General features: G+C 74.3%; 22 protein-coding genes and 1 tRNA gene. 11 read left to right on the plus strand and 12 right to left on the minus strand.

The genetic code is table 11. The features are described from left to right. Positions 1 to 4: 4 nt before the first annotated feature. The 3 genes from BMY04_RS01605 to BMY04_RS01615 all read left to right on the plus strand — a co-directional run bounded on the left by BMY04_RS01605 (position 5) and on the right by BMY04_RS01615 (position 2,371). Positions 5 to 78, plus strand: a tRNA-Pro gene (locus tag BMY04_RS01605). A 213-nt stretch (positions 79 to 291) separates the two neighbouring features. Further along, on the plus strand, positions 292 to 1,758 hold the full coding sequence (locus tag BMY04_RS01610) for an MFS transporter (RefSeq protein WP_408630429.1): 1,467 nt from the start codon (positions 292 to 294) through the stop codon (positions 1,756 to 1,758). Between the two features lie 13 nt (positions 1,759 to 1,771). After that, positions 1,772 to 2,371: a universal stress protein gene (locus BMY04_RS01615; protein WP_170853942.1), complete on the plus strand. Its 600-nt coding sequence runs from the start codon at positions 1,772 to 1,774 to the stop codon at positions 2,369 to 2,371. A gap of 49 nt (positions 2,372 to 2,420) precedes the next feature. Here the strand turns inward: BMY04_RS01615 and BMY04_RS01620 are convergent, their stop codons facing one another. Together BMY04_RS01620 and BMY04_RS01625 are read right to left on the minus strand one after the other, a co-directional pair. Beyond that, complete coding sequence (locus tag BMY04_RS01620) at positions 2,421 to 3,608, minus strand: aminotransferase-like domain-containing protein (RefSeq protein ID WP_232506036.1); 1,188 nt, start codon at positions 3,606 to 3,608, stop codon at positions 2,421 to 2,423. Positions 3,609 to 3,615: 7 nt separating this feature from the next. Beyond that, entirely contained in the window at positions 3,616 to 4,290 is a 675-nt protein-coding gene (locus BMY04_RS01625; RefSeq protein ID WP_091177867.1) for an RraA family protein, read from the minus strand. Positions 4,291 to 4,350: 60 nt separating this feature from the next. Here BMY04_RS01625 and BMY04_RS01630 point away from each other — a divergent pair, with 60 nt between their 5' ends. After that, positions 4,351 to 5,157, plus strand: a complete 807-nt coding sequence (locus tag BMY04_RS01630; RefSeq protein WP_091177376.1) for a glycoside hydrolase family 16 protein — start codon at positions 4,351 to 4,353, stop codon at positions 5,155 to 5,157. Positions 5,158 to 5,163: 6 nt separating this feature from the next. On the opposite strand, the gene BMY04_RS01635 is transcribed toward BMY04_RS01630, so the two are convergent. Then, positions 5,164 to 5,994 carry a PHP domain-containing protein gene (locus BMY04_RS01635; RefSeq protein ID WP_091177377.1) on the minus strand — a complete coding sequence of 277 codons (831 nt, stop codon included), beginning with the start codon at positions 5,992 to 5,994 and terminating at the stop codon, positions 5,164 to 5,166. Positions 5,995 to 6,183: 189 nt separating this feature from the next. On the opposite strand from BMY04_RS01635, the gene BMY04_RS01640 reads away from it, so the two are divergent. The 3 genes from BMY04_RS01640 to BMY04_RS01650 are packed head-to-tail and all read left to right on the plus strand — an operon-like array spanning position 6,184 to position 8,778. Beyond that, positions 6,184 to 7,065 carry an ABC transporter substrate-binding protein gene (locus BMY04_RS01640; RefSeq protein ID WP_091177378.1) on the plus strand — a complete coding sequence of 294 codons (882 nt, stop codon included), beginning with the start codon at positions 6,184 to 6,186 and terminating at the stop codon, positions 7,063 to 7,065. Between the two features lie 28 nt (positions 7,066 to 7,093). After that, the gene (locus BMY04_RS01645; RefSeq protein ID WP_091177379.1) at positions 7,094 to 7,987 is read left to right on the plus strand and encodes an amino acid ABC transporter permease; all 894 of its coding nucleotides are present in this window, start codon (positions 7,094 to 7,096) and stop codon (positions 7,985 to 7,987) included. Beyond that, on the plus strand, positions 7,984 to 8,778 hold the full coding sequence (locus tag BMY04_RS01650) for an amino acid ABC transporter ATP-binding protein (protein ID WP_170853943.1): 795 nt from the start codon (positions 7,984 to 7,986) through the stop codon (positions 8,776 to 8,778). The genes BMY04_RS01645 and BMY04_RS01650 overlap by 4 nt, the downstream gene beginning before the upstream one ends. Here the strand turns inward: BMY04_RS01650 and BMY04_RS01655 are convergent. The 3 genes from BMY04_RS01655 to BMY04_RS01665 all read right to left on the minus strand — a co-directional run bounded on the left by BMY04_RS01655 (position 8,757) and on the right by BMY04_RS01665 (position 11,523). Further along, complete coding sequence (locus BMY04_RS01655) at positions 8,757 to 9,809, minus strand: N-acetylmuramoyl-L-alanine amidase (protein ID WP_091177380.1); 1,053 nt, start codon at positions 9,807 to 9,809, stop codon at positions 8,757 to 8,759. The two genes, BMY04_RS01650 and BMY04_RS01655, sit on opposite strands and share 22 nt — an antisense overlap. A 28-nt stretch (positions 9,810 to 9,837) precedes the next feature. Further along, positions 9,838 to 11,133 carry an aspartate kinase gene (locus tag BMY04_RS01660; RefSeq protein ID WP_091177381.1) on the minus strand — a complete coding sequence of 432 codons (1,296 nt, stop codon included), beginning with the start codon at positions 11,131 to 11,133 and terminating at the stop codon, positions 9,838 to 9,840. 99 nt (positions 11,134 to 11,232) lie between these two features. After that, entirely contained in the window at positions 11,233 to 11,523 is a 291-nt protein-coding gene (locus tag BMY04_RS01665; RefSeq protein ID WP_091177382.1) for a hypothetical protein, read from the minus strand. Positions 11,524 to 11,719: 196 nt separating this feature from the next. Between BMY04_RS01665 and BMY04_RS22220 the strand changes: the two genes are divergently transcribed. From BMY04_RS22220 to BMY04_RS01680, 3 genes are read left to right on the plus strand one after another with little or no spacing between them, the layout of a single operon-like run. Beyond that, positions 11,720 to 12,262, plus strand: a complete 543-nt coding sequence (locus tag BMY04_RS22220; protein ID WP_198409877.1) for a DUF1707 SHOCT-like domain-containing protein — start codon at positions 11,720 to 11,722, stop codon at positions 12,260 to 12,262. Between the two features lie 33 nt (positions 12,263 to 12,295). After that, complete coding sequence (locus BMY04_RS01675; RefSeq protein ID WP_091177869.1) at positions 12,296 to 13,309, plus strand: Gfo/Idh/MocA family protein; 1,014 nt, start codon at positions 12,296 to 12,298, stop codon at positions 13,307 to 13,309. After that, positions 13,309 to 13,866 carry a hypothetical protein gene (locus BMY04_RS01680; protein WP_091177383.1) on the plus strand — a complete coding sequence of 186 codons (558 nt, stop codon included), beginning with the start codon at positions 13,309 to 13,311 and terminating at the stop codon, positions 13,864 to 13,866. Before BMY04_RS01675 ends, BMY04_RS01680 begins: the two co-directional genes overlap by 1 nt. 171 nt (positions 13,867 to 14,037) lie before the next feature. On the opposite strand, the gene recR is transcribed toward BMY04_RS01680, so the two are convergent. From recR to BMY04_RS01710, 6 genes are all read right to left on the minus strand, one after another. Further along, positions 14,038 to 14,640, minus strand: a complete 603-nt coding sequence (gene recR, locus BMY04_RS01685; protein ID WP_091177384.1) for a recombination mediator RecR — start codon at positions 14,638 to 14,640, stop codon at positions 14,038 to 14,040. Between the two features lie 10 nt (positions 14,641 to 14,650). After that, positions 14,651 to 14,974, minus strand: a complete 324-nt coding sequence (locus tag BMY04_RS01690; protein ID WP_091177385.1) for a YbaB/EbfC family nucleoid-associated protein — start codon at positions 14,972 to 14,974, stop codon at positions 14,651 to 14,653. Positions 14,975 to 15,184: 210 nt separating this feature from the next. Then, positions 15,185 to 17,527: a DNA polymerase III subunit gamma and tau gene (locus BMY04_RS01695; protein WP_408630430.1), complete on the minus strand. Its 2,343-nt coding sequence runs from the start codon at positions 17,525 to 17,527 to the stop codon at positions 15,185 to 15,187. Between the two features lie 162 nt (positions 17,528 to 17,689). Further along, positions 17,690 to 18,349: a response regulator gene (locus BMY04_RS01700; protein WP_198409878.1), complete on the minus strand. Its 660-nt coding sequence runs from the start codon at positions 18,347 to 18,349 to the stop codon at positions 17,690 to 17,692. Continuing rightward, positions 18,342 to 19,517: a sensor histidine kinase gene (locus BMY04_RS01705; RefSeq protein WP_091177387.1), complete on the minus strand. Its 1,176-nt coding sequence runs from the start codon at positions 19,515 to 19,517 to the stop codon at positions 18,342 to 18,344. Before BMY04_RS01705 ends, BMY04_RS01700 begins: the two co-directional genes overlap by 8 nt. A 4-nt stretch (positions 19,518 to 19,521) precedes the next feature. Further along, a complete protein-coding gene (locus tag BMY04_RS01710) occupies positions 19,522 to 20,049 on the minus strand; it encodes a hypothetical protein (RefSeq protein ID WP_139209701.1) in 528 nt (175 codons plus the stop codon). A gap of 119 nt (positions 20,050 to 20,168) precedes the next feature. Between BMY04_RS01710 and BMY04_RS01715 the strand changes: the two genes are divergently transcribed. After that, the gene (locus tag BMY04_RS01715) at positions 20,169 to 21,008 is read left to right on the plus strand and encodes a DUF72 domain-containing protein (protein ID WP_091177389.1); all 840 of its coding nucleotides are present in this window, start codon (positions 20,169 to 20,171) and stop codon (positions 21,006 to 21,008) included. Positions 21,009 to 21,054: the final 46 nt, after the last annotated feature.

Raw genomic sequence — 21,054 nt, forward strand, 5'->3', positions numbered from 1 at the left:
CATTCGGGGTGTGGCGCAGCTTGGTAGCGCGCTTCGTTCGGGACGAAGAGGTCGCAGGTTCAAATCCTGTCACCCCGACCTTCAGGTGGCTCTCGCCACCGCTCACGTGGGGCCACAGGCCCACGCATCGCTGCGGGTGCAGCGTTCCCAGGGCCGCCCTTCGTGCCGCGCCCCTCTCCTCGTGCGGTCTCCACGGACCCGAGCACCCGTGTCGTCTTTAGGACGAGTAACTTCCCTCCCCGAGGTGCGTGATCAACGACGCACGACACACCGCGAGCGAGGGAGACGACGATGTCAGCGTCGGTGGAAGAACGACCGGTCAAGAGCCTCGTGCCGGTCCGCATGGACAAGATGCCCTGGTCACGGTTCCACTGGATGGTCATCTTCGGCCTCGGGACCGCCTGGATCCTCGACGGCCTGGAGATCCAGATCGTGGCCTCGGCGGGCTACGCCAAGGACCTGGGGATGTCCGACACCCAGGTCGGCTTCACGGCCACCGTCTACCTGATCGGCCAGGTCGTGGGCGCGCTCGTCTTCGGGCGCCTGACCGACAAGCTGGGCCGCAAGAGGCTCTTCATCATCACCCTCGCCGTCTACCTGATCGGCTCGGGCATCGCCGGCCTGTCGCCGAACATGTGGTTCCTGTGGATCTTCCGCTTCGTGGCGGGCGCGGGCATCGGCGGCGAGTACTCGGCCATCAACTCCGCGATCGACGAGCTGATGCCCGGCAAGTACCGCGGCCGCGTCGACCTGGCCATCAACGGCACCTACTGGGCCGGTGCCGTGCTCGGCTCGCTGGGCAGCTTCTACCTGCTCGACACCGACCGCTTCGCCGAGAACATCGGCTGGCGCATCGCGTTCTTCATCGGCCCGGTCCTCGGCCTCATCATCATCTTCCTGCGCCGCCACATCCCGGAGAGCCCGCGCTGGCTCGTGACCCACGGGCGGGGCGACGAGGCGGAGGCCATCGTCTCGGGCATCGAGAAGTCGGTGCGCGAGAACGGCCAGGAGCCGCCGAAGCTCGACGAGTCGCAGGGCTGGTGGATCAAGGCGCACGAGGGCGTCACGCCCAAGCAGCTCGCGTACGTGTTCTTCAAGCTCTACCCGACGCGCACCGTGCTGGGCCTGACGCTGATGATCACGCAGTCGTTCCTCTACAACGCGATCTTCTTCACCTCGTCGCTGGTGCTGCAGAACTTCTACGGCAAGACGTCGTCGAGCGCCGCGCTCTACTTCTTCCCCTTCGCCATCGGCAACCTGCTCGGCCCGCTGATCCTCGGCCGCTTCTTCGACACGGTCGGCCGGCGCAAGATGATCGGCGGCTCGTACACGATCGCGGCCGTCGTGCTCTTCATCTCCGCGGTGCTGTTCCAGGCCGACCTGCTGTCCGCGGGCACGCACACCGCCCTGTGGTGCCTGTCGTTCTTCTTCGCCTCCGCGGGTGCCTCGGCGGGCTACCTGACGGTGTCGGAGATCTTCCCGCTGGAGGTGCGGGGGCAGGCGATCTCGTACTTCTTCTCGATCGCGCAGATCTTCGGCTCGGTCGGCCCGCTGATCTTCGGCGCCCTCATCGGCGGCGGGGCCGCGCGCGGCCCGCTCTTCTGGGGCTACGTCGGGGCGTCGGTCATCATGCTCATCGGCGGCCTCGTGGCCTTCAAGTTCGGCGTCGATGCCGAGGGCAAGGCGCTCGAGGACATCGCCCCGCCGCTCTCCACCTACGACGAGAACGGCAACCAGCTCACCAGGCTGCCGGTCTGAGGGAGGGACTGACGTGACGGACACAGCTGTGGAGGAGCAGACGGACGTCGCCCGGCGCCCGTACACGGTGGTGGTCGGGGTCAGCGGGACCTCCGGGTCCCCGACGGCCCTGGCCTGGGCGCAGGCCCAGGCGCAGCAGAACGGCGGCCGCGTCGTGGCCGTCCGGGCCTGGCGGCCGAGCATCCCGCAGGCGACGCCGTCGGGCACGCCGGCCTCGCGCATCACGCACGAGGCCGACGTCGAGCGGGACGCGGAGGAGTCGCTCGCCGCGGACGTGGCCCGGACCCTGGGCCCCGACCACGGCGTCGAGCTCCGGCTCGTCAAGGGCGGCCGCTACCGCGTGCTCGCCAAGGCGGGCCGGGACGCGGACGTGCTGGTCATCGACGCGCCGCGCCAGCTGCTGACGGGGCCGATGTTCGCGCACCGGCTCGTCTACACGGTGCCCTGCCCGGTGGTGGTGATGCCGCCGCAGATCTCGGGCGAGCCGCAGACGTGGCTCACCCGGGTGGCGGCCGCGGTCGGCCGGAGCGTCGTCGCGGCCGCAGGCACGGCCGGACGCCCGGGGGGCGGCATGCGCCGCCCTCCGCTCGCCCCGCAGGACACGCAGGAGTAGGACCGCACCACCCGGGCGCTCTGACCGCCCCGCCCTTGTGGCGGGACGGTCAGAGCGCGCGGTGCAGCAGCTTCGCCATCCGGGTGAGCCCGTCGACCAGGCGGTCGTCGGGCACGCCGGAGTAGCTGAGCCGGGCGTGGTTCGGCCGCTGGGTCACCGGGAAGAACGTCGCCCCCGGCACGTAGGCCACCTTCTCCTGCGGCAGCAGCTCGCGGGCGAGGAAGTCGGTGGCGTCGAAGCCCTCGGGGAAGCCGAGCCACACGAACAGCCCGCCGTCCGGACGCGTCCGCGTGACGACCTCCGGGAACGTCTCGTCCATGGTGGCGAGCATCAGGTCGCGCTTGTGGCGGTAGACCGGGACCATCCGCGCGACGTGCGCGTCGACGTCGAACGCCTCCAGGTACGCCGCGGTGGCGGCCATGTTCAGGGTGCTGTTCTGGGTGTCCGCGGCGAGCTTGAGCAGCGCGAGCCGCTCGAGGACGTCGGGCCGGGCGGTCGCCCAGCCGAGCCGGAGCCCCGGCGCCAGGATCTTGGAGAAGCTCCCGAGGTGCAGGACCCGACCCGAGGTGTCCAGGCTGAGCAGGGTCGGCAGCGGGCTGCCCTCGTAGCGCAGCGAGCGGTACGGCGTGTCCTCGACGACGAGCAGGTCGTGCTCGTCGGCGAGCTCGAGCAGCCGGTGGCGCCGCTCGTACGACAGCGTCACCCCGGTCGGGTTCTGGAAGTCGGGGACCGTGTAGAGCATCTTCGCACCCGGGTTGGCCTCCAGGACGCGCTGCAGGTCGTCGGTGTCCAGGCCGTGCTTGTCGGTGCGGACGACCGCGTACGCGGGTTCGGTCGGGGCGAAGGCGATCAGGGCGCCGAGGAAGGTCGGGTCCTCGGTGACGACGACGTCGCCCGGGTCGACCATGAGCTTGGCCGCCAGGTCGAGGCCCTGCTGGCCGCCCTGGATGATCAGCACGTCGTCGGCCGTGCGCGGCGACCCGTCGCGCGTGAGCCGTTCGGCGACCAGCCGCCTCAGGCCCGGCAGCCCGTTCGACGTCGTGTACTGCAGCGCGTCGGCGTGCTCGGGCACGAGCAGCCCGCGGTAGACCGAGGCCAGCTCCTCGACGGGGAACAGGGAGGCGTCGGGGTAGCCGCCGCCGAACGAGATCACCTCGGGGTCCGCCCCGAGCCGGAGCAGGTCGCGGATCGCGGACGGGCGCACCCCGTCCATGCGCCGGGCCCAGCGCCCGCTCACGCGGGGCTCACGAGAACCGCAGCCGGCTGTCGCGGCCCTCGCCGAGGGCCGCGAGGTGCTCGTCGAGGTTGAGGTGGTCGAAGAGGGACTCGCCGGCCTCGATCGCCGCCCGGAGCGCCTCCTCGCGGCGCTGGATCTCCTCCGCGCCGTCGATGGCCGCGGCCACCTCCTCCGGCGAGCCGAGCACCACGCCGTCGTCGTCGGCCAGGACGAGGTCGCCGGGACGCACCTCGAAGCCGTCGACCGCGACGAGCGGGTCCTCCAGCGGGAGCCGGGTCGCGCCGTACGCCCGCGGGCTGGTGCCGCGCGCGAAGACGGGCAGGTCGCTGGCGCGCAGCGTCCGGCTGTCGCGGCACAGGCCGTCGATGACCAGGCCCGCGAGGCCGCGACGCAGCGCCTCGGTGGCGAAGAGCTCGCCGGCCAGCGCGCGGCCCGGCGAGCCGGTGACGACGAGGACGTCGCCCGGACCGGCCGCGCGCAGCCCGACCAGCACCGGCACCAGGTCGTCGCGGGAGTCGACGGGGACGGCCGTGCCCACGATCCGGGTGCCCGCGCGCAGCGGCCGGATCTCGCTCGGCAGCACCCGCAGCGTCGGGCCGGCGTCGGCGAGCGAGGTCGAGTCCACGCCCTCCAGACGACGCGCCAGACCGGCCGTCCGGTCGCCCGGGACCTGTTCCGTCATCACCCTCAGCCCTCCTCGCCGGCCGCAGACGGACCGCCACCGGGACCCTACGATGCGCCCATGGCGAGCACGGGCGAGGCGCGCACGGCGGGCGGCGGCGGCCCGCGCACGATCGACGAGCGGTTCGTCGGCGGCCTGGACCGCAGGGTGTGGACCGACGCCTACCTGCCGGCCTGGTCGTCCCGCGAGGCCGCGCGGGCGAGCTGGTCGGTGGGCGCCGACGGGCTGCACCTGGGCGTCCCTCCGGAGCACCCGGTCTGGTGCCCCGACCTGCACGAGCCGCGGCTGCGGGTCTCCGCGGTGCAGAGCGGCAACGCCTCGGGCCCGCTCGGGAGCACGCAGGGCCAGCAACCCTTCCGCGAGGGCCTGCGGGTGCGCGAGGCCCAGCCCACGACGTGGGGCTTCACCCCGTTCCTCGGGCGCGTCGAGGTCGAGTGCCGGGCGAACGTGGGCCCGGGGTCGATGTTCTCCGCCTGGATGGTCGGCCTCGAGGACGTGCCGCGACGCTCCGGCGAGATCTGCCTGGTCGAGGTGTTCGGTGAGACCGTGCGGCGCGAGGACGGCCGGCTCGTGGCCGACGTCGGGTCGGGCGTGCACGCGTTCCGCGACCCGGCGCTGCACGAGGACTTCGTCGCCCCGACCACTCCGCTCGACGTGGCGGCCTTCCACACGTACGCCGTCGACTGGTCGCCCGGGCGCTGCGTCTTCTCCGTCGACGGCACGACCACCCGGGTCGTCGAGCAGGCGCCGGACTACCCGGTGCAGCTGATCCTCGGCGTCTTCGACTTCCCCGACGAGGACCCGGACCCCGCCCTGGTGCCCGAGCTGGTCGTCCGCCGCGTGACGGGGCGGGCCCCGGGCGCCTGAGCCACCTCAGCCGGGCAGCGTCCAGCGGTCGTACGGGTGCCGACCGGGCCGGAACCCGAAGGACTCGACCATCGCGACCGCCTCGCCGAGCCGGTGGCCGAGCGCCGCGGGTTCGTGGGCGTCGCTGCCGAAGGTGACGACGCGACCGCCCTCCTCGCGCCACCACCCCACCAGCTCGGGGAGCATCGGGCCCTTGGTGTTGACCTCGAGGACGCGGCCGGTCCCGGCCAGGGTCCGCAGCGCGTGGCGGAACGCGTCCTCGAAGGCCCCGACCTCGAACGGTCCGGCCGCCGTCGGCCAGTGCCGCAGCGGGTAGTCGAGGTGGGCCAGCACCTCGAACGTCTCGGTCTGCGCGACCATCACGGCCAGCTCGGCGAGGTAGGAGCGCACGACCTCGGCGGCGTCGCGGCGCCGGTAGAGCTCCGGCGGCTCGGCGGCGTACGCGCCCTCCGGGAGCGAGTGCAGCGAGCCGAGCACCCGGTCCAGCGGCCCGGCGGCGAGGACCCGGGCGACGGCCTCCGCGTGCCAGTGCGGCTCGCCCAGCTCCACGCCGCTGAGGACCGTCAGCCCCGGGAAGCGGTCGCGGCAGCGCTCGACCGTCCCCAGGTAGCTCTCGACGGCGAGCGGACCGGGGACGAAGGTGTCGCCCTTGTGGTCGCCGCGCGCCCTCGGGTCGAGGGCGCCCTCGGAGACCAGCCAGCGGGTGTGGTCGACGTGCTCGGTGAAGGCGACGGCCGGCAGCCCCAGCTCGACTGCCCGGGCGCAGGTCGCCTCCATGTCGCCGGCGAAGGCGTCCCAGGACCACTCGCTGTGCACGTGCCCGTCGAGAGGGAGCATCCGACCCCTTCCGCACCGGTTCGCGCTGCCGAGGGCCCAGCGAACCACGCGGCCGGCGGTCTCGAGCTCGGGGCCCGGCACCCCGGGCCTGCTGCGCTGCGGCCCCACGAACCCTGGCGGCGGACACGGGAACCAGGGAGGCTGCGAGGTGCCACCATCGACCCACCACCCGCACCGAAGGGACCCTCCATGCTCCGGCGCCCCGCGCTCGCCCTCGTCTCGACCGCCGCGCTGCTCGGGTCCCTGCTGGCCTGCGCCCCCGAGGACCAGGCCGCGCCCGCCGCGTCCGGGTCGGCGGCCGGCTCGGCCAGCCCGGCCGGCTGCACCAGGGACCAGCTGGCCACCGTCAAGCCCGGGACGTTCACGGTCGGGACCGACAAGCCGGCCTACTCCCCCTGGTTCAGCGACGACGACCCCAAGAACGGCAAGGGCTTCGAGTCGGCGGTCGCGTACGCGGTCGCCGGCAAGCTCGGCTTCGACCAGGCCTCCGTCACCTGGGCGGTCGTGCCGTTCACGAGCGCGTACGCGCCGGGCGACAAGAGCTTCGACGTCGACATCAACCAGGTCTCCATCACCGACGCGCGCCGCAAGGCGGTCGACTTCTCCGCGCCGTACTACGCGGTCACGCAGACCGTCGTGACCTACAAGGGCTCGCCGATCGACGGCGCGACCACCGTCGCCGCGCTCAAGGACGCCAAGCTCGGCGCGCAGGTGGGGACCACCTCCTACAGCGACATCGGCGGCCAGATCGAGCCGACGAAGGCCGCCGCGGTCTACGACACCAACGACCTCGCCGTCCAGGCCCTGAAGAACAAGCAGATCGACGGGATCGTCGTCGACCTCCCCACGGCCTTCTTCATGGTCGCGGCGCAGCTCGACGACGGCGTGATCGTCGGTCAGCTGCCGGCGGGCGCTGGCCAGGCCGACCAGTTCGGGATGGTGCTGGCCAAGGGCAGCGCGCTGACGACCTGCGTGTCCCAGGCGGTCGAGGCGCTGCGCGCCGACGGGACGCTGGCGAGGCTGGAGAAGACGTGGCTGTCGGGCACCGACGGCGCACCGCAGCTGTCCTGACGCGAGGCCCGGGGACAGGTCGGGAACGGTGACGTCCCCCTCGGTCGCCCCCGGGGCGTCGCCCGAGCGGCCGCCGGGGTGGGAGCCGTCGTCCCTCGAGCGGGAGCGCACGGCGTACCGGCAGCGGCGCGCGCGACGCTCGAGCCTGGTCGCCCTGCTGAGCACGCTCGTGCTCGGCGCGGTCCTGGTCCTCGGGATCACCGCGACGCCGGGCTGGCCGCGGGTGCAGGAGACGTTCTTCTCCCCCGGACGGGCGTGGCAGGCGCTGCCCGCCGTCGCCACCGGCCTGTGGCTGAACGTCCGCGTCATGCTCGTCTGCGGCGTCCTCATCGCCGTGCTCGGCCTGACCGTCGCCGTGCTGCGGACGCTCCGCGGGCCGGTCTTCTTCCCGGTCCGGCTGGTCGCGACGGCGTACACCGACCTGTTCCGCGGGCTGCCGCTGCTGCTGGTGATCTTCCTGCTCGGCTTCGGCGTGCCCGCCCTGCGGCTGCAGGGGGTGCCCAAGGACGCGGTGGTCTGGGGCGGCGCCGCGCTGGTGCTGACCTACACCGCCTACGTCGCCGAGGTCTTCCGCGCCGGCATCGAGTCGATCCACCCCTCGCAGTGGGGGGCGGCCCGCTCGCTCGGGCTGTCGTACGCGCAGACGCTGCGGTTCGTCGTCGTGCCGCAGGCCGTCCGCCGGGTCGTGCCCGCCCTGCTGAACGACCTGGTCAGCCTGCAGAAGGACTCCGGCCTGATCGCCGTGCTCGGCGTCATCGACGCGATCCGGGCGGCGCAGATCGAAACCGCGACCGACTTCAACTTCACCCCGTACGTCGTGGCGGGGCTGCTGTTCGTGGTCCTCACCGTGCCGCTGGCCCGCCTCACCGACTGGGTCGCGCGGCGGCAGGGCTGGGCCGGCGCGACGGGTGCGGTCCGGTGAGCCTGCCGACGGGGCCCGCGCTGCTCGAGGCGCGCGGCCTGCGCAAGACCTTCGGCACGCAGGTCGTGCTCGACCGGCTCGACCTGCACGTCGGCCCCGGCGAGTGCGTCGTGCTCATCGGCGGTTCCGGGTCGGGCAAGTCGACGCTGCTGCGCTGCCTCAACCTGCTCGAGGTCGTCGACGACGGCCAGATCCTGCTCGAGGGCGACGACATCAGCGACCCGCGCGTCCGCCACGACGCGGTCCGGGCCCGCATCGGGATCGTCTTCCAGGCCTTCAACCTCTTCCCGCACCTCAGCGTGCTCGACAACATCACCCTCGCCCCGCGCCGCGTCCACCGGGTCCCGCGCGCGGAGGCGGAGGAACGGGCCCGGGCGATGCTCGACCGGGTCGGGCTCGGCGACCGCGCGGCCGCGCTGCCCGACCAGCTCTCCGGCGGGCAGCAGCAGCGGGTGGCCATCGCCCGCGCGCTGGTCAACCGGCCGGCGCTGCTGCTGCTCGACGAGGTGACCTCCGCCCTCGACCCGGAGCTCGTCGGCGAGGTGCTGGCGCTGCTGCGCGAGCTGCGGTCCGAGGGCATGACGATGGTCATCGCGACGCACGAGATGTCGTTCGCCCGCCAGGTCGCCGACCGTGTCTGCTTCCTCTCCGAGGGCCGCGTCCTCGAGGCGGGTCCGCCCGAGCAGATCTTCACCAGCCCGCGCAGCGCCCGGCTCCGGGCGTTCCTCGCCGCGCTCGACGGCGGGGGCGGTCTCGCCGAGGGGGCCGGTCAGGACCCCGCGGGCCGGTAGCGGGCGGGGCGGGTGGCCCGTCCGTCGCCGGGCTTCGCGGCGGTCACGAGGCAGCCGCGGAGCAGCGTCGCCCCGGCGCTGGGCTGGGCGACCCGGCCGGCGGGCAGCGGGACGGCCGCCTCCACGCCGACCAGGAGCCCCTTCGCGTACGCCTCCTCGGTCGCGATGCTCATCGCCCGGGTGGTGCTGCCGCCCGCCTTCGCGCCCACCTCGTTGTAGACCCACGGGACCTTCGCGAGCAGCTGCACGAGCGCCAGGTTGCCCGGCTCCAGCGGCGGCCGCCCGGTGAAGGAGTTCTCGCGCACCGACACCGTCCGGCCCTGGACGCGGGTCCGCTCGCGCGCGATCGTGGCCGCGGCCCTCTCGCTCGCCCGGGCCACGTCGGCGTCGCGGAAGACCGTGCGCCTGCTGCCGGTCCCCCGGTACATGGGGTGGTACGCGCCGCCGCGCTGCACGCCGCGCTGGGAGTAGGTGGCCTGGAAGCCCGGGCCCTGGGAGTGGTCGTCGTGCACGCTGATCGCCAGCGCGGCCCGGCCCTCGTTCGCGACCCGGGCCCGGGCGGCCAGGCTGACGCTGTCGAGCGCCGTGCGCTTGGTCAGCGTGACCCGGTAGCCGTCCGCGCGCAGGCCCTTCGCGACGCAGGCGCTGACGTCGAAGGTCTCGTAGATCTCCGGGTAGTTCGGGTAGTCGACGTCCCGCAGCCCGGTCGTGCGGTCGGTGCTGCGGATCGAGCGCCCGCTGTGGCCCGGGTCGACGACGATCAGCGGTGCCGTCGTCCGCGGCGTGCTCGTCGGCGTCGGGGTCGGGGCGACCGGGGTGGGGCTGGTGGTGGGGGTCGGGGCTGGGACGCTCACCTCGGACGGCGTCGGAGCCGGGGTCGGCGAGGGCGTGACCGGCTCGGGTGAGAAGACCGTCTGCGGCGGGGCCGGCAGCGGTGGCCGGGCCTGCGGCTCACCGGCGCCGCACCCGGCGAGGAGCACGCCGAGCGCGAGCGGGACGACCGGGCCGAGCGCCCGCAGCCGCCCGCGCACCCGATCGCCCCTCGAGCCTGCCGAGGGCCTAGCGACCCGTCCCGGCGTACACCACGGCCTGCTCGGTGGCGTCGAGCCCGAAGGCGGTGTGCGCCGCCGCCACAGCCCGGTCGACGTCGTCCTGGCTGACCACGACCGAGATGCGGATCTCGGAGGTGGAGATCATCTCGATGTTGACGTCGGCGGCCGCGAGCGCGGAGAAGAACTTCGCGGTGACGCCCGGGTGCGAGCGCATCCCGACGCCGACGACGGAGACCTTGCCGATCTGGTCGTCGTAGAGGACGTCGGCGAAGCCGACCTCGTCCTGCAGCGCGTTGAGCGTGGCGACGGCGCGGGCGCCGTCCGCCTTGGGCAGCGTGAACGAGATGTCGGTCCGACCGGTCTGCACGGCGGAGACGTTCTGGACGATCATGTCGATGTTGATCTCGGTCGACGCGACGGCCTCGAAGATCCGGGCCGCCTCGCCCACCTTGTCGGGCACGCCGACGATGGTGATCTTGGCCTCGCCGCGGTCGTGCGCGACGCCGGAGATGATCGCCTGCTCCACGAGGCTGCCTTCCTGCTGCTGGGACGGGTCGGCCGGGGTCAGGTCCGCGAGGTCGCGCACCCAGGTGCCGGGTCGGTCGGAGAACGACGAGCGCACGTGCACCGGCACGCTCTCGCGCCGCGCGTACTCCACGCAGCGCAGGTGCAGGATCTTGGCCCCGCAGGCCGCCATCTCGAGCATCTCCTCGTAGGAGATCTCGGGGATGCGCCGCGCGCTGGGCACGATGCGCGGGTCGGCGGTGTAGACGCCGTCGACGTCGGTGTAGATCTCGCAGAAGTCGGCGCCCAGCGACGCCGCCAGGGCCACGGCGGTCGTGTCCGAGGCCCCGCGCCCCAGCGTCGTGACGTCCTTGGTGTCCTGCGCGACGCCCTGGAAGCCGGCGACGATGACGATGTGGTCCTCGTCGAGGGCCTTGGTGATGCGGCCCGGCGTGATGTCGATGATCCGCGCGTTGCCGTGGGTGCCGGTCGTGATGATGCCGGCCTGCGACCCGGTCAGGGACCGGGCGTGCATGCCCTGGTCGGCGATGGCCATGGCCAGCAGCGCCGCGCTCATCCGCTCGCCGGCCGTCAGCAGCATGTCGAGCTCACGCGGCGGCGGCTGCGGGGAGACCCGCAGCGCGAGGTCCATCAGGTCGTCCGTCGTGTCGCCCATCGCGGAGATCACGACGACGACGTCGTGCCCCTGCTGCTTGGTGGCCACGATCCGCTTCGCGACGCGCTTGATGCTCTCGGCGTCGGCGACGGACGAGCCGCCGTACTTCTGCACCACTCTCACGCCGGCCAACCCTAGTTGGACGTGCTGTGCGGCCGGCCCGGCGTCCGAACCGGGAGCGCCCCGCCGTCGTCGGGCGCAGCCGCACGACGACGTCCGCGTCTAGGCGCGGACCAGCACCGGCGTGTCGTCGTCGAGGACCTTCTCCACCCCGAGATGGGCCAGGTCGGCGACGAAGCGCGCCCGCGAGACCGGCCTGCCGGTCGTCGCGCGCAGGTAGCCGCCGTAGACCTCGTCGGTCGACAGCTCGCCCAGCCAGCTCGGGTCGCTGCGGAACCAGCGGACGACCGACGGATCCGGGTGGCCCGCCGACGAGGGGTTCGCCGACGCGGTCGACGAGGGCTCGTCCGGCGTGAGGTGGTGGCCGCACGAAGGGCAGGTGACGTCAGGCATGGCTCCGAGCCTGCTCGAACCGGGCCGCCGTGCACATCAGACCTCGGGCCCCGGCGTGCGGCGCGCCGTCGGCCCCGGGTCCGACCGCTCGGAGTCCCGCGCACCGCGTACGGACCCGGGCACGGGTTCCTGCGGACCCCGGCCTTTCGGAGGGCTGGCGGGTGCGTCCGACCCCGCTCGGTGAAATAGTGGCACCGTGAGCGAGCAGGGCCCCACCCCGCAGCGCATCGGGGACGCAGAGCGTGACCGCGCCGCCGCGCTGCTGCGCGATCACATGGCGGAGGGCCGGCTGACGGCCGAGGAGTTCGACGAGCGGATCGACGCGGCGCTCAAGGCCAAGGTGGCGAGCGACCTCGACCCGCTCTTCTCCGACCTGCCCGGGCCGCGACCGGGTCAGGGCCTGGCGACCACCCAGCCGTACGAGGCGCCGCCCTGGGAGCGCGCCGCCACCCCGGCGCCGGCCCGGCCCGCCTTCCCCCCGGCCCCGCCGATGCTGCAGCCGCGCGGCCCCGGCGCGACCGCGCTGAACAGCCTCACCGGGGTCCTGTGGGTCGTCGTGCCGCTCGTGATCACCTTCGTGCCCGGCCTCGGCTGGCCGCACTTCTGGTGGCTGATCTTCCTGCCGATGGTCATCTCCGGGATGGTCGGCAAGAACGAGTCGGAGCGCGACAAGGAGCGCAAGCGGATCGCCCGCGAGCAGGAGAAGCTCGACCAGCGCCGGCGCGCGATCGGCGACTGAGCGGGCGCCGGACCCGTCACTACAGTGGCGGGCGTGAGCACGCCGATCGCTGAGCGCCCCGTCCGCTGGGGCATCGTCGGACCGGGCCGGATCGCGGAGTCCGTGGCCCCCGACTTCGCGCACGTCGACGGGGCCGAGCTCGTCGCCGTCGCCAGCCGCTCGCAGCAGCGGGCGCAGGCCTTCGCCGACCGGCACGGCATCGCCCGCGCGTACGGCGGTTACGGCGGCATCCTCGGCGACGACGAGGTCGACGCCCTCTACATCGCGACGCCGCACCCGCAGCACGAGGCGATCGCCCTGGCCTCGATCGCGGCCGGCAAGGCCGTGCTGGTCGAGAAGACGTTCACGGCGACGCTCGCCGGCGCGCAGCGGGTCGTGGACCTCGCGCGCCAGGAGCAGGTCTTCGCCATGGAGGCGATGTGGACCCGGTTCCAGCCGGTGCTCGTCAAGATCCGCGAGCTGGTCGCCGAGGGGGCGATCGGCGAGGTGCGCCAGGTGCAGGCCGACCTCGGCGTCGACCGGCCGTACGACCCCTCCGACCGGCTCTTCGACCTCGCGCAGGGCGGCGGGGCGATGCTCGACCTCGGCGTCTACGTCGTCTCGATCGCCCAGCACTTCCTCGGCGAGCCGACCTCGGTGAGCGTGAGCGGTTCGCTGGCCCCGACCGGCGCGGACCGGGAGGCGGGCCTGCTCCTCGGCTACGAGGACGGGCGGGCGGCCGCGCTGCTGATGTCGCTGCGCAACCCGACGCCGGGCGCCGCCCGGCTGCACGGGACGAAGGGCTGGATCGAGATCCACCCCCGCTTCCACCACCCGAAGTCCTTCACCCTGGGCCGGACGGGTGCGGAGCCGGAGACGTTCCGGCTGCCGCCGCTCGGCGTCGGCTACAGCCACGAGCTGATCGAGGTGAACGAGTGCCTGCGGGCGGGGCGCACCGAGAGCGCGGTCATGCCGCTGGCCGACACGCTGACGGTGCAGCGGATCCTCAACGGCGCCTGCGAGCAGCTTGGCGTCTTCCACCGCGAGGACGAGCGGGTGGCGGTCTGATGAGCGACCTCGAGTCGCGCGACCTCGTCGCGTCCACCCCGGTCCCGACCGCGGTGCTGCCCGGGGTCGTCACCGGCGCCGGAGCCGCGCTGGCCGCGACGGTCGTGTTCCAGCTCGTCCGCCTCGGCTTCTGGGCGGCCGACCGGATGACCCTCCACGCGGGGCAGACGGCCACGGTCGGCCTGCCCAGCGGCTCCGCCTTCATCGGCCGCGAGCTGCTCCCCTCGCTCATCAGCCTCGGGCCGGCGCTGCTCGCCGGCGCGCTCCTCGGCGGGCTGACCGGGCTGATCATCACCCAGACCTGGGACCGCCAGGGACCGCTGCGTGCGGCGCTCACCGGCGCGCTGGCGACCTTCGTCGTCGCGCTCGTCATCAACGCGACCGTGCTCGGCCGGCACCGGACGGCCCCGCTGACGTACACGCGCTGGTCGCACCTGATCGGCTACCCCTCGGTGCTCTTCGTGCTGGTGTTCGCCGGCGTCGGGGCGTCGCTCTACGTCAACCGCGCCCGCCAGGCGGCAGCCCCCACGACGGTCGACCTGCGCACGCGCCTCTGACGGCCCCGCCCTCGTACGCCCGCCTCGTACGCCCGTCTCGCAAGCCCGCCCCCATCTCCCGGCGAGCGGTAGGTTGCCGCGGCATCCACACGAGTAGACGGCGCGGCAACCTACCGTTCGACGCAGGGTGGGGCGAGGCGTCGGTAGGGCGTGGGGAGTGGAGCCGAGCGGTCAGCTGGCTTCGACGAAGCGACGGCCCTCGAACGCGCGGCCCAGGGTGACCTCGTCGGCGTACTCGAGGTCGCCGCCGACCGGCAGGCCGCTGGCGAGCCGGCTGACGCGGACGCCCATGGGCAGCAGGAGCCGCGAGAGGTACGTCGCGGTGGCCTCCCCCTCGAGGTTGGGGTCGGTCGCGAGGATCACCTCGGTGACGGTCCCGTCGGCGAGGCGCAGGCAGAGCTCGCGGATCTTGAGGTCGGCGGGCCCGATGCCGTCGATGGGGCTGATCGCCCCGCCGAGCACGTGGTAGCGCCCGCGGAACTCCCGGGTCCGCTCGACGGCCACGACGTCCTTGGACTCCTCGACCACGCAGATGGTGGTGGCGTCGCGCCGCGGGTCGCGGCAGATGCGGCAGCGGGTGTCCTCCGAGACGTTGAAGCACACCTCGCAGAACTTGACGGTCTCCTTGACCAGCTGCAGCGTCGCCGCAAGGCGCATCACGTCCTCCGCGTCGGCGGCGAGGATGTGGAACGCGAGCCGCTGGGCGCTCTTCGGGCCGATGCCCGGCAGCCGGCCGAGCTCGTCGATGAGGTCCTGGACCGGACCCTCGTACACCGCCTGGGTCCTAGAAGCCGAGCCCGCCGCCGAGCCCACCGGCCAGCGGCCCGAGCTTGGTGGCGGCGAGCGTCTGGGCCTGGTGGTTGGCGTCGCGGACCGCGGCGAGCACCAGGTCGGCCAGGGTCTCGGTGTCCTCGGGGTCGACGGCCTCGGGCTTGATCACCAGGCCGACGAGCTCACCGGCGCCGGTGACGGTCGCGGTGACCATGTCACCCCCCGCGCTGCCCTGGACCGTGGCCTCCGCGAGCTCCTGCTGCGCGGCCACCAGCTGGGCCTGCATCGCCTGCGCCTGGGCCAGCAGACCAGACATGTCGCCACCGTCGGGGATCATGGCGCCCACCCTAGTCGGCGGGGCCGACACCGCCGTGCGGCGCGACGCGGCCCGCACCCCCGGACGCTCCCCGAGCCGTCGAAGAGCCCAGAACGGGTCGGCGTGCCCGTCGGCCTCGGAGCGCCGACCTCTTCGAGGCCCTTCGACGAGCTCAGGGAGCGTCTCGTTGCGTACGCGCTCCCTTGCCCCCCGGAACGGCCGCGGCCGGCGTCAGACGCCCGGCTCGTCCTCGGCGATGATCTGGGCCCCGAGGTGGCGGGCGAGCAGCTCGGTGTGCGACTCGACCCCGTCGTCGACGTCGACGTCGTCGCGGTCCGCGGCGTCGTCCGGGTCGCGCGTCTCGGCCGGGCCCGCGGCCTGGACGCTCGCGACGGCGCGCTCTCTCGCCGAGGGGGTCGGCGCCCGGACGGGGGCCTGGCCGGCCGGTGCCTCGGGAACCTCCGCCGCCGGCGGGGCGACGGGCGCCGCGGACCGGCTCTCGGCAACCCGTGCGGTCGTGCCGGAACCCGGGGCGCCCGCGTCGACCATCGTCTCGATGCGGAAGTCGGTGCCCAGCACGACGACGAGCGCTTCGCGCAGCACGTCCTCGCTGCCGCCGCGCCCGAAGCTGTCCCGGGCCCCCGTGTTGGCCATGGCCAGCAGCAGGCTGCCGTCGTGCACCTCGGCGACCTGAGCGTTCTGGCTCAGCAGGATCCAGGTGAAGCGCCGCTTGCTCTTGACCTCCTCCAGCACCTCCGGCCACAGGCGGCGGACGTCGGTGACCGTGAGGCGGGAGCCGGAGGGCGCCGACGGCGCGGCGGGAGGCTCCTCCGTACGGGTCGCGCCCAGCATCGTGTCGTCCGTGTCGCCACCGGAGGGACCGCGGGCGTCGCCCTGCTCGGGAGCCGGCTCCGGCTGCGCGTCGTGGTCGCGCTGCAGGGCGGCGAGCTCGGGACGGACCGGCTTGGGCGTGGTCGGTCGGGCCGGGCCACGGGACACGGCCGGGGCGGCCTCGCTCCGAGTGACCGGCGCACGGGGCTCGGGCCGTTGCGCGGGAGCCGGTGCGGCCGGCTCCCGGTCCCGCTCGTCCCCGGCGCCCGGCTCGGCCGTACGGGCAGCCTGCTCGTCGCGCGGCGTCGGCGTCGACGTGTCGCCCGGCTCGTCGTCGGCCTCGTCCTGCGGGGCCCGTTCGGCGCGGGGCGAGGGTTCGGGGCGCGCGGCCGCGGCCGGGCGCGCGGGCGCGTCGGTGCCGCTGACCATGTCCAGGCGCCGCTCGATGCGGTCGAGGCGGGCGTGCAGGCCGCGGTCGTCGACGTCGGCCCCGGGCAGCAGCACCCGGGCGCACATCAGCTCGAGGTGCAGCCGCGGGGCCGTGGTGCCGCGCATCTCGGTCAGGCCGGTCGAGATGACCTCGGCGGCCCGCGTCAGCTCGCCCGGCCCGAGCGACGCGGCCTGCGTGGAGAGCCGGTCGGCCTGGTCGGGCGCGACGTCGACCAGGCCCGAGGACAGCGCGTCCGGCACCGCGGCCACGATCACGAGGTCGCGCAGCCGGCGCAGCAGGTCCTCCGCGAACCGTCGCGGGTCCTGGCCGACCTCGATGACCTTGTCCACCGAGGCGAACACGCCGCCGGCGTCGCCCGCGGCGAAGGAGTCGACGAACTCGTCGAGCAGCGAGTCCGGGGTGTAGCCGAGCAGCGCCGTGGCCTGGCGGTAGGACACCCCGCTCTCCTCGGCCCCGCCGAGCAGCTGGTCGAGCACCGACAGGGTGTCGCGCACCGAACCGGCACCGGCCCGGACGACGAGCGGCAGGACCGCCGGCTCGACGGTGATGCCCTCGGCCGCGCAGAGCTTGCCGAGGTAGTCGGTGAGGATCCTGGGCGGCACCAGCCGGAAGGGGTAGTGGTGCGTCCGCGAGCGGATCGTCCCGATGACCTTGTCCGGCTCGGTCGTGGCGAAGATGAACTTGACGTGCGGCGGCGGCTCCTCGACCAGCTTGAGCAGGGCGTTGAACCCCGCCGTGGTCACCATGTGCGCCTCGTCGACGATGTAGATCTTGTAGCGGCTGGCGACCGGGGCGAAGAACGCCCGCTCGCGCAGGTCGCGGGCGTCGTCGACGCCGCCGTGGCTGGCCGCGTCGATCTCGATCACGTCGATGCTGCCGGAGGCGCCCGTTGCCAGGTCGCGGCAGGAGCGGCAGTGGCCGCACGGCTCGGCGCGCGGGCCGTACTCGCAGTTGAGCGCGCGCGCCAGGATCCGCGCCGACGTCGTCTTGCCGCAGCCGCGCGGGCCCGAGAACAGGTAGGCGTGGTTGACCCGGTTGTTGGCCAGCGCGCGCTGCAGCGGCTGCGTCACGTGGTCCTGGCCGATGACGTCGGCGAAGGTGTCCGGGCGGTAGCGCCGGTAGAGCGCCAGCGGCGGCGTGCCGGACGGCCCCGAACCGCCCTCGGGCTCGCCGAACAGCGCCTCGTCCTGGGTCGTCAGCTCGTACGCGGCGGGCTCGTCCTCACGCTCGTCCCAGGGATCCGGCTCGGCCCGCAGGCCGCCCGTCGTCGACCCCTCGAGCACCTCGTCCACGACGACGACCTTATGCCCGCCGACCGACAGTTCTCGTCGGGCGCCGACCGGCCGCCGTACGCCTCCCGCCCCCGTCGCGGAAGTGGTCACCGCCGGTCGGCGACACGCCGTTGACCGGGTCGGGACCGACCACTTTCTATGGAGACGGAGGGGGAAGGGCGCTCAGACCACGCCGTGCTGGTACGCCCAGGCGACCAGCTGGGCGCGGTCGCGGACGGCGAGCTTGGCCAGCAGGTGGTTCACGTGGGTCTTGACCGTGGCCTCGGAGAGCACGAGCTCGCGTGCGACCTCCCGGTTGGCGGCGCCGCGGGCGACCAGCCGGAGCACCTCCACCTCGCGGGGGGTCAGTCCTTCGACGGCCGGACCGGGCGCGGGCGCCCCGCCCGGGCTCCCCGCGGCCGCCACCAGGCGGGCCTGCACGCCCGCGTCGAGCAGCGAGCGTCCCGCGGCCGCGGAGCGAATGGCGTCGGCGATGGCGGGCGCGTCCGCGTCCTTGGTGAGGTAGCCGAGCGCGCCCGCCCGGAGCGCGGCGAGCACCGAGGTCTCGTCGTCGAAGGTCGTGAGGACGACCACGGCCGGGGGCCGCTCGAGCGCCCGGACGCGCCGCGTCGCCTCGACCCCGTCGACGCCCGGCATGCGCAGGTCCACCAGCAGCACGTCCGGAACGGTCGCGGCCACGACCTCGACCGCCTCGGCGCCGTCCGCCGCGGTGCCGACCACCTCGACGCCCTCGGCGAGCCGCAGCATCAGGCAGACCCCGTCGCGCACGACCGTCTGGTCGTCGGCGACCACCACCCGTACGGGTCGCTCCGGCTCAGCCACGCTCCTCAGCCTCCTCCCCCACGGGCAGTCGGGCCTCGACCCGCCAGCCGTGGTCCGACGGCCCCGCCGCCAGGTCGCCGCCCACCTCGATCGCGCGCTGCCGCATGCCGGCCAGGCCCATCCCGCCGTCCGCGGCGGCCGGCGCCGCGGACCCCTCGTCCACCTCGACCGTCAGCACGAGCGCGTCGCCCTGCGCCAGGGTGACGCGGACCGGGCGTCCCGGGGCGTGCCGCACGGCGTTCGTGAGGGCCTCGCGCAGGATGCCCGACGCGGCGCCGACGACCGGTGCCGGCACCCGGTCCAGCGCACCCGTCGTCCGCAGCGCGATCTCGGCCTGCGTGGTGATGCGGTGCTCCCGCACCTGGCGCTCGACGACCGCGCGGAGGTCCAGCCGCGTACGCCCCTCGTCGCCGCTCGCGAGGCTGGCCACCGCTGTCCGCGCCTCGGCCAGCCCGTCCACGGCCAGCGCCCGCGCACGCCCGACCTGCTCGCGCGCCGCGGGGGACGCGCCCTCCGCCTCGAGCAGCGCCGCGGTCGCCTGCAGCGTCACGGTCAGGCCGGAGAGGGTGTGCGCGAGCACGTCGTGCAGCTCGCGCGCGATCCTCGTGCGTTCGACCGCGGCCGCGCTGCGGACCTGCTCCTCGCGCAGCGCCTGCTCCTGGGCCAGCAGCAGCTCGGCGTCCTCGAGCTGCTGCCGCCGGGACTGGACCCGCAGCCCGGACTGGTGGAGGACACCGACGGCCACCGCCCAGCCGACGTAGGCCCACCAGGGGCCGTCGCTCACGACGGTGTAGACCGCCAGCGAGGCCGTGGCGACGACCAGGGCGGTGTACCGGCCCCAGGCGGGCAGGCGGGCCTGGGCCGAGAGCCGCGCCAGCACCAGCGGGACGGCCGGCCCGCTCGAGTCCGGCAGCAACCAGCACAGGGCGACGCCGCAGGCCGCGAGCACGACGAGCGCCGCGGTCGAGACCGTCGGGGGGACCGGCAGGGCGGGCCGGCCCCGCTCCGTGGCGCTGAGCAGCAGCGCGACGCAGGCCAGCACGGTGAGGCCGACGAGGACCCCCCGGGACGCGCCGTCGCCGTGCCGGACCGTGCCCGTGCCGAGGAGCGCGACCGCCAGGCCGGCGGTCAGCAGCACCCGGGAGGCGAGCACGAGCCGGTGGGGCATGGCCTCAGCCTGCCGTGCGGACCGGCTGCCGCGGCGTCGTCCGCGCCGAGGGACCCGACAGCGCGGCGACCCGCCGGGTCAGGACCAGGTGCTGCAGGCCGAGCGAGACGCCGAGGTAGACGAGCAGCGTCGCGTTGCCGAGCCCTCGACCGATCCCCTCGCCCGGGTCGACGAGCCCGAGCAGGGCGTCGAGGCCGAGGTGGGTGCCGATCGAGCAGAACCACAGCACGACGGTCAGCGCGGTCCCGCGCCGCCACCAGGTGCCGTCCTGGACCCACAGCCGGACCGACCGGGCCCGCAGCCACGCCAGCCCGGCGGCCAGGACGAGGCTGACCGCGAGGCCGGTCACGGCGAGGGCGTCGACCCGGTGGGCGCCGGCGTACTCGAGACCGAGCACCGCACCGATGGCCCCGAAGACCACCGGGCGCCGGTAGCCCGCCGCACCGCCGACGGGCTGGCTGCGAAGCTGGCGGTAGAGGATCAGGGCGAACACGGCCAGTCCGGCCACGGCGGGGAGCAGGGAGTGCGTCATGGCCTCCACGCTCCTCGGCACGGGCCCGCGGCACATCGACCCGAGGGTGGAGCCCGGGTGGAGATCACCCGCGCTGCCCGTCCGCCGGCCGGAGCCTCACCGCGTACGAGGATGGGTCCGTGATCCGCGTGGGCATCTCGGGCTGGACCTACCAGCCGTGGCGCGGCACGTTCTACCCGCAGGGCCTCGTGCAGCGGCGCCAGCTCGCGTACGTCGCCGAGCGGATGACCAGCGTCGAGGTGAACGGCAGCTTCTACGGGCTGCTGCGGCCGTCGAGCTACGCCAGCTGGGTGAACGAGGTGGCACCGGTCGCCGACGAGCACTTCGTGTTCGCGGTCAAGGGCAGCCGCTTCATCACCCACATGCGCAAGCTGGCGGAGCCGACCACCGCGCTGGCGAACTTCTACGCCTCCGGGGTGCTCGCGCTGGGCCCGCGCACCGGACCGTTCCTGTGGCAGCTGCCGGCCACCTTCCGCTTCGAGGAGGCCCGGCTGGCCGCGTTCCTCGACGCGCTCCCCCGCACCGCCGCCGAGGCGGCCGCCCTGGCCGAGCAGCACGACCAGCGGGTCGCCGGCGACCGCGCGCTGACCACGACGAGCACGCCCGACCTGCCGCTGCGGCACGCGTTCGAGGTGCGCCACGAGAGCTTCCGGGTGCCCGCGTTCAGCCGGCTGCTGCGCGAGCACGACGCCGCGATGGTGCTGTCGGACAACCCGGGCCAGTGGCCGGTGTTCGACGAGGTGACCGCGCGCTTCGCGTACGTGCGCCTGCACGGCCACGACGAGCTCTACGCCAGCGGCTACGACGACGACCAGCTGGACGCCTGGGCGGCGAAGGTGCGCGGGTGGGACGCGGCCGGGCTGGACGTCTACGTCTACTGCGACAACGACGCCAAGGTGCGCGCCCCCTTCGACGCGATGAACCTGCTCGCCAAGGTGCGTGACGCGAACGTCCGCTGAACGGACCGCGTCGCTCGCCGGACACCGTTCCGTGGCGCTGGGAGGA

Source organism: Microlunatus flavus (genome assembly GCF_900110855.1).
GTDB classification, from domain to species: Bacteria; Actinomycetota; Actinomycetes; order Propionibacteriales; family Propionibacteriaceae; genus Microlunatus; species Microlunatus flavus.

Excerpts from the sequence above, each read along its gene's own strand:
- BMY04_RS01610 (WP_408630429.1), top strand. The coding sequence starts at position 292 with ATGTCAGCGTCGGTGGAAGAACGACCGGTCAAGAGCCTCGTGCCGGTC.
- BMY04_RS01625 (WP_091177867.1), bottom strand. The coding sequence starts at position 4,290 with ATGACGGAACAGGTCCCGGGCGACCGGACGGCCGGTCTGGCGCGTCGT.
- BMY04_RS01630 (WP_091177376.1), top strand. The coding sequence starts at position 4,351 with ATGGCGAGCACGGGCGAGGCGCGCACGGCGGGCGGCGGCGGCCCGCGC.
- BMY04_RS01635 (WP_091177377.1), bottom strand. The coding sequence starts at position 5,994 with ATGCTCCCTCTCGACGGGCACGTGCACAGCGAGTGGTCCTGGGACGCC.
- BMY04_RS01640 (WP_091177378.1), top strand. The coding sequence starts at position 6,184 with ATGCTCCGGCGCCCCGCGCTCGCCCTCGTCTCGACCGCCGCGCTGCTC.
- BMY04_RS01665 (WP_091177382.1), bottom strand. The coding sequence starts at position 11,523 with ATGCCTGACGTCACCTGCCCTTCGTGCGGCCACCACCTCACGCCGGAC.
- BMY04_RS01680 (WP_091177383.1), top strand. The coding sequence starts at position 13,309 with ATGAGCGACCTCGAGTCGCGCGACCTCGTCGCGTCCACCCCGGTCCCG.
- BMY04_RS01690 (WP_091177385.1), bottom strand. The coding sequence starts at position 14,974 with ATGATCCCCGACGGTGGCGACATGTCTGGTCTGCTGGCCCAGGCGCAG.
- BMY04_RS01705 (WP_091177387.1), bottom strand. The coding sequence starts at position 19,517 with ATGCCCCACCGGCTCGTGCTCGCCTCCCGGGTGCTGCTGACCGCCGGC.
- BMY04_RS01710 (WP_139209701.1), bottom strand. The coding sequence starts at position 20,049 with ATGACGCACTCCCTGCTCCCCGCCGTGGCCGGACTGGCCGTGTTCGCC.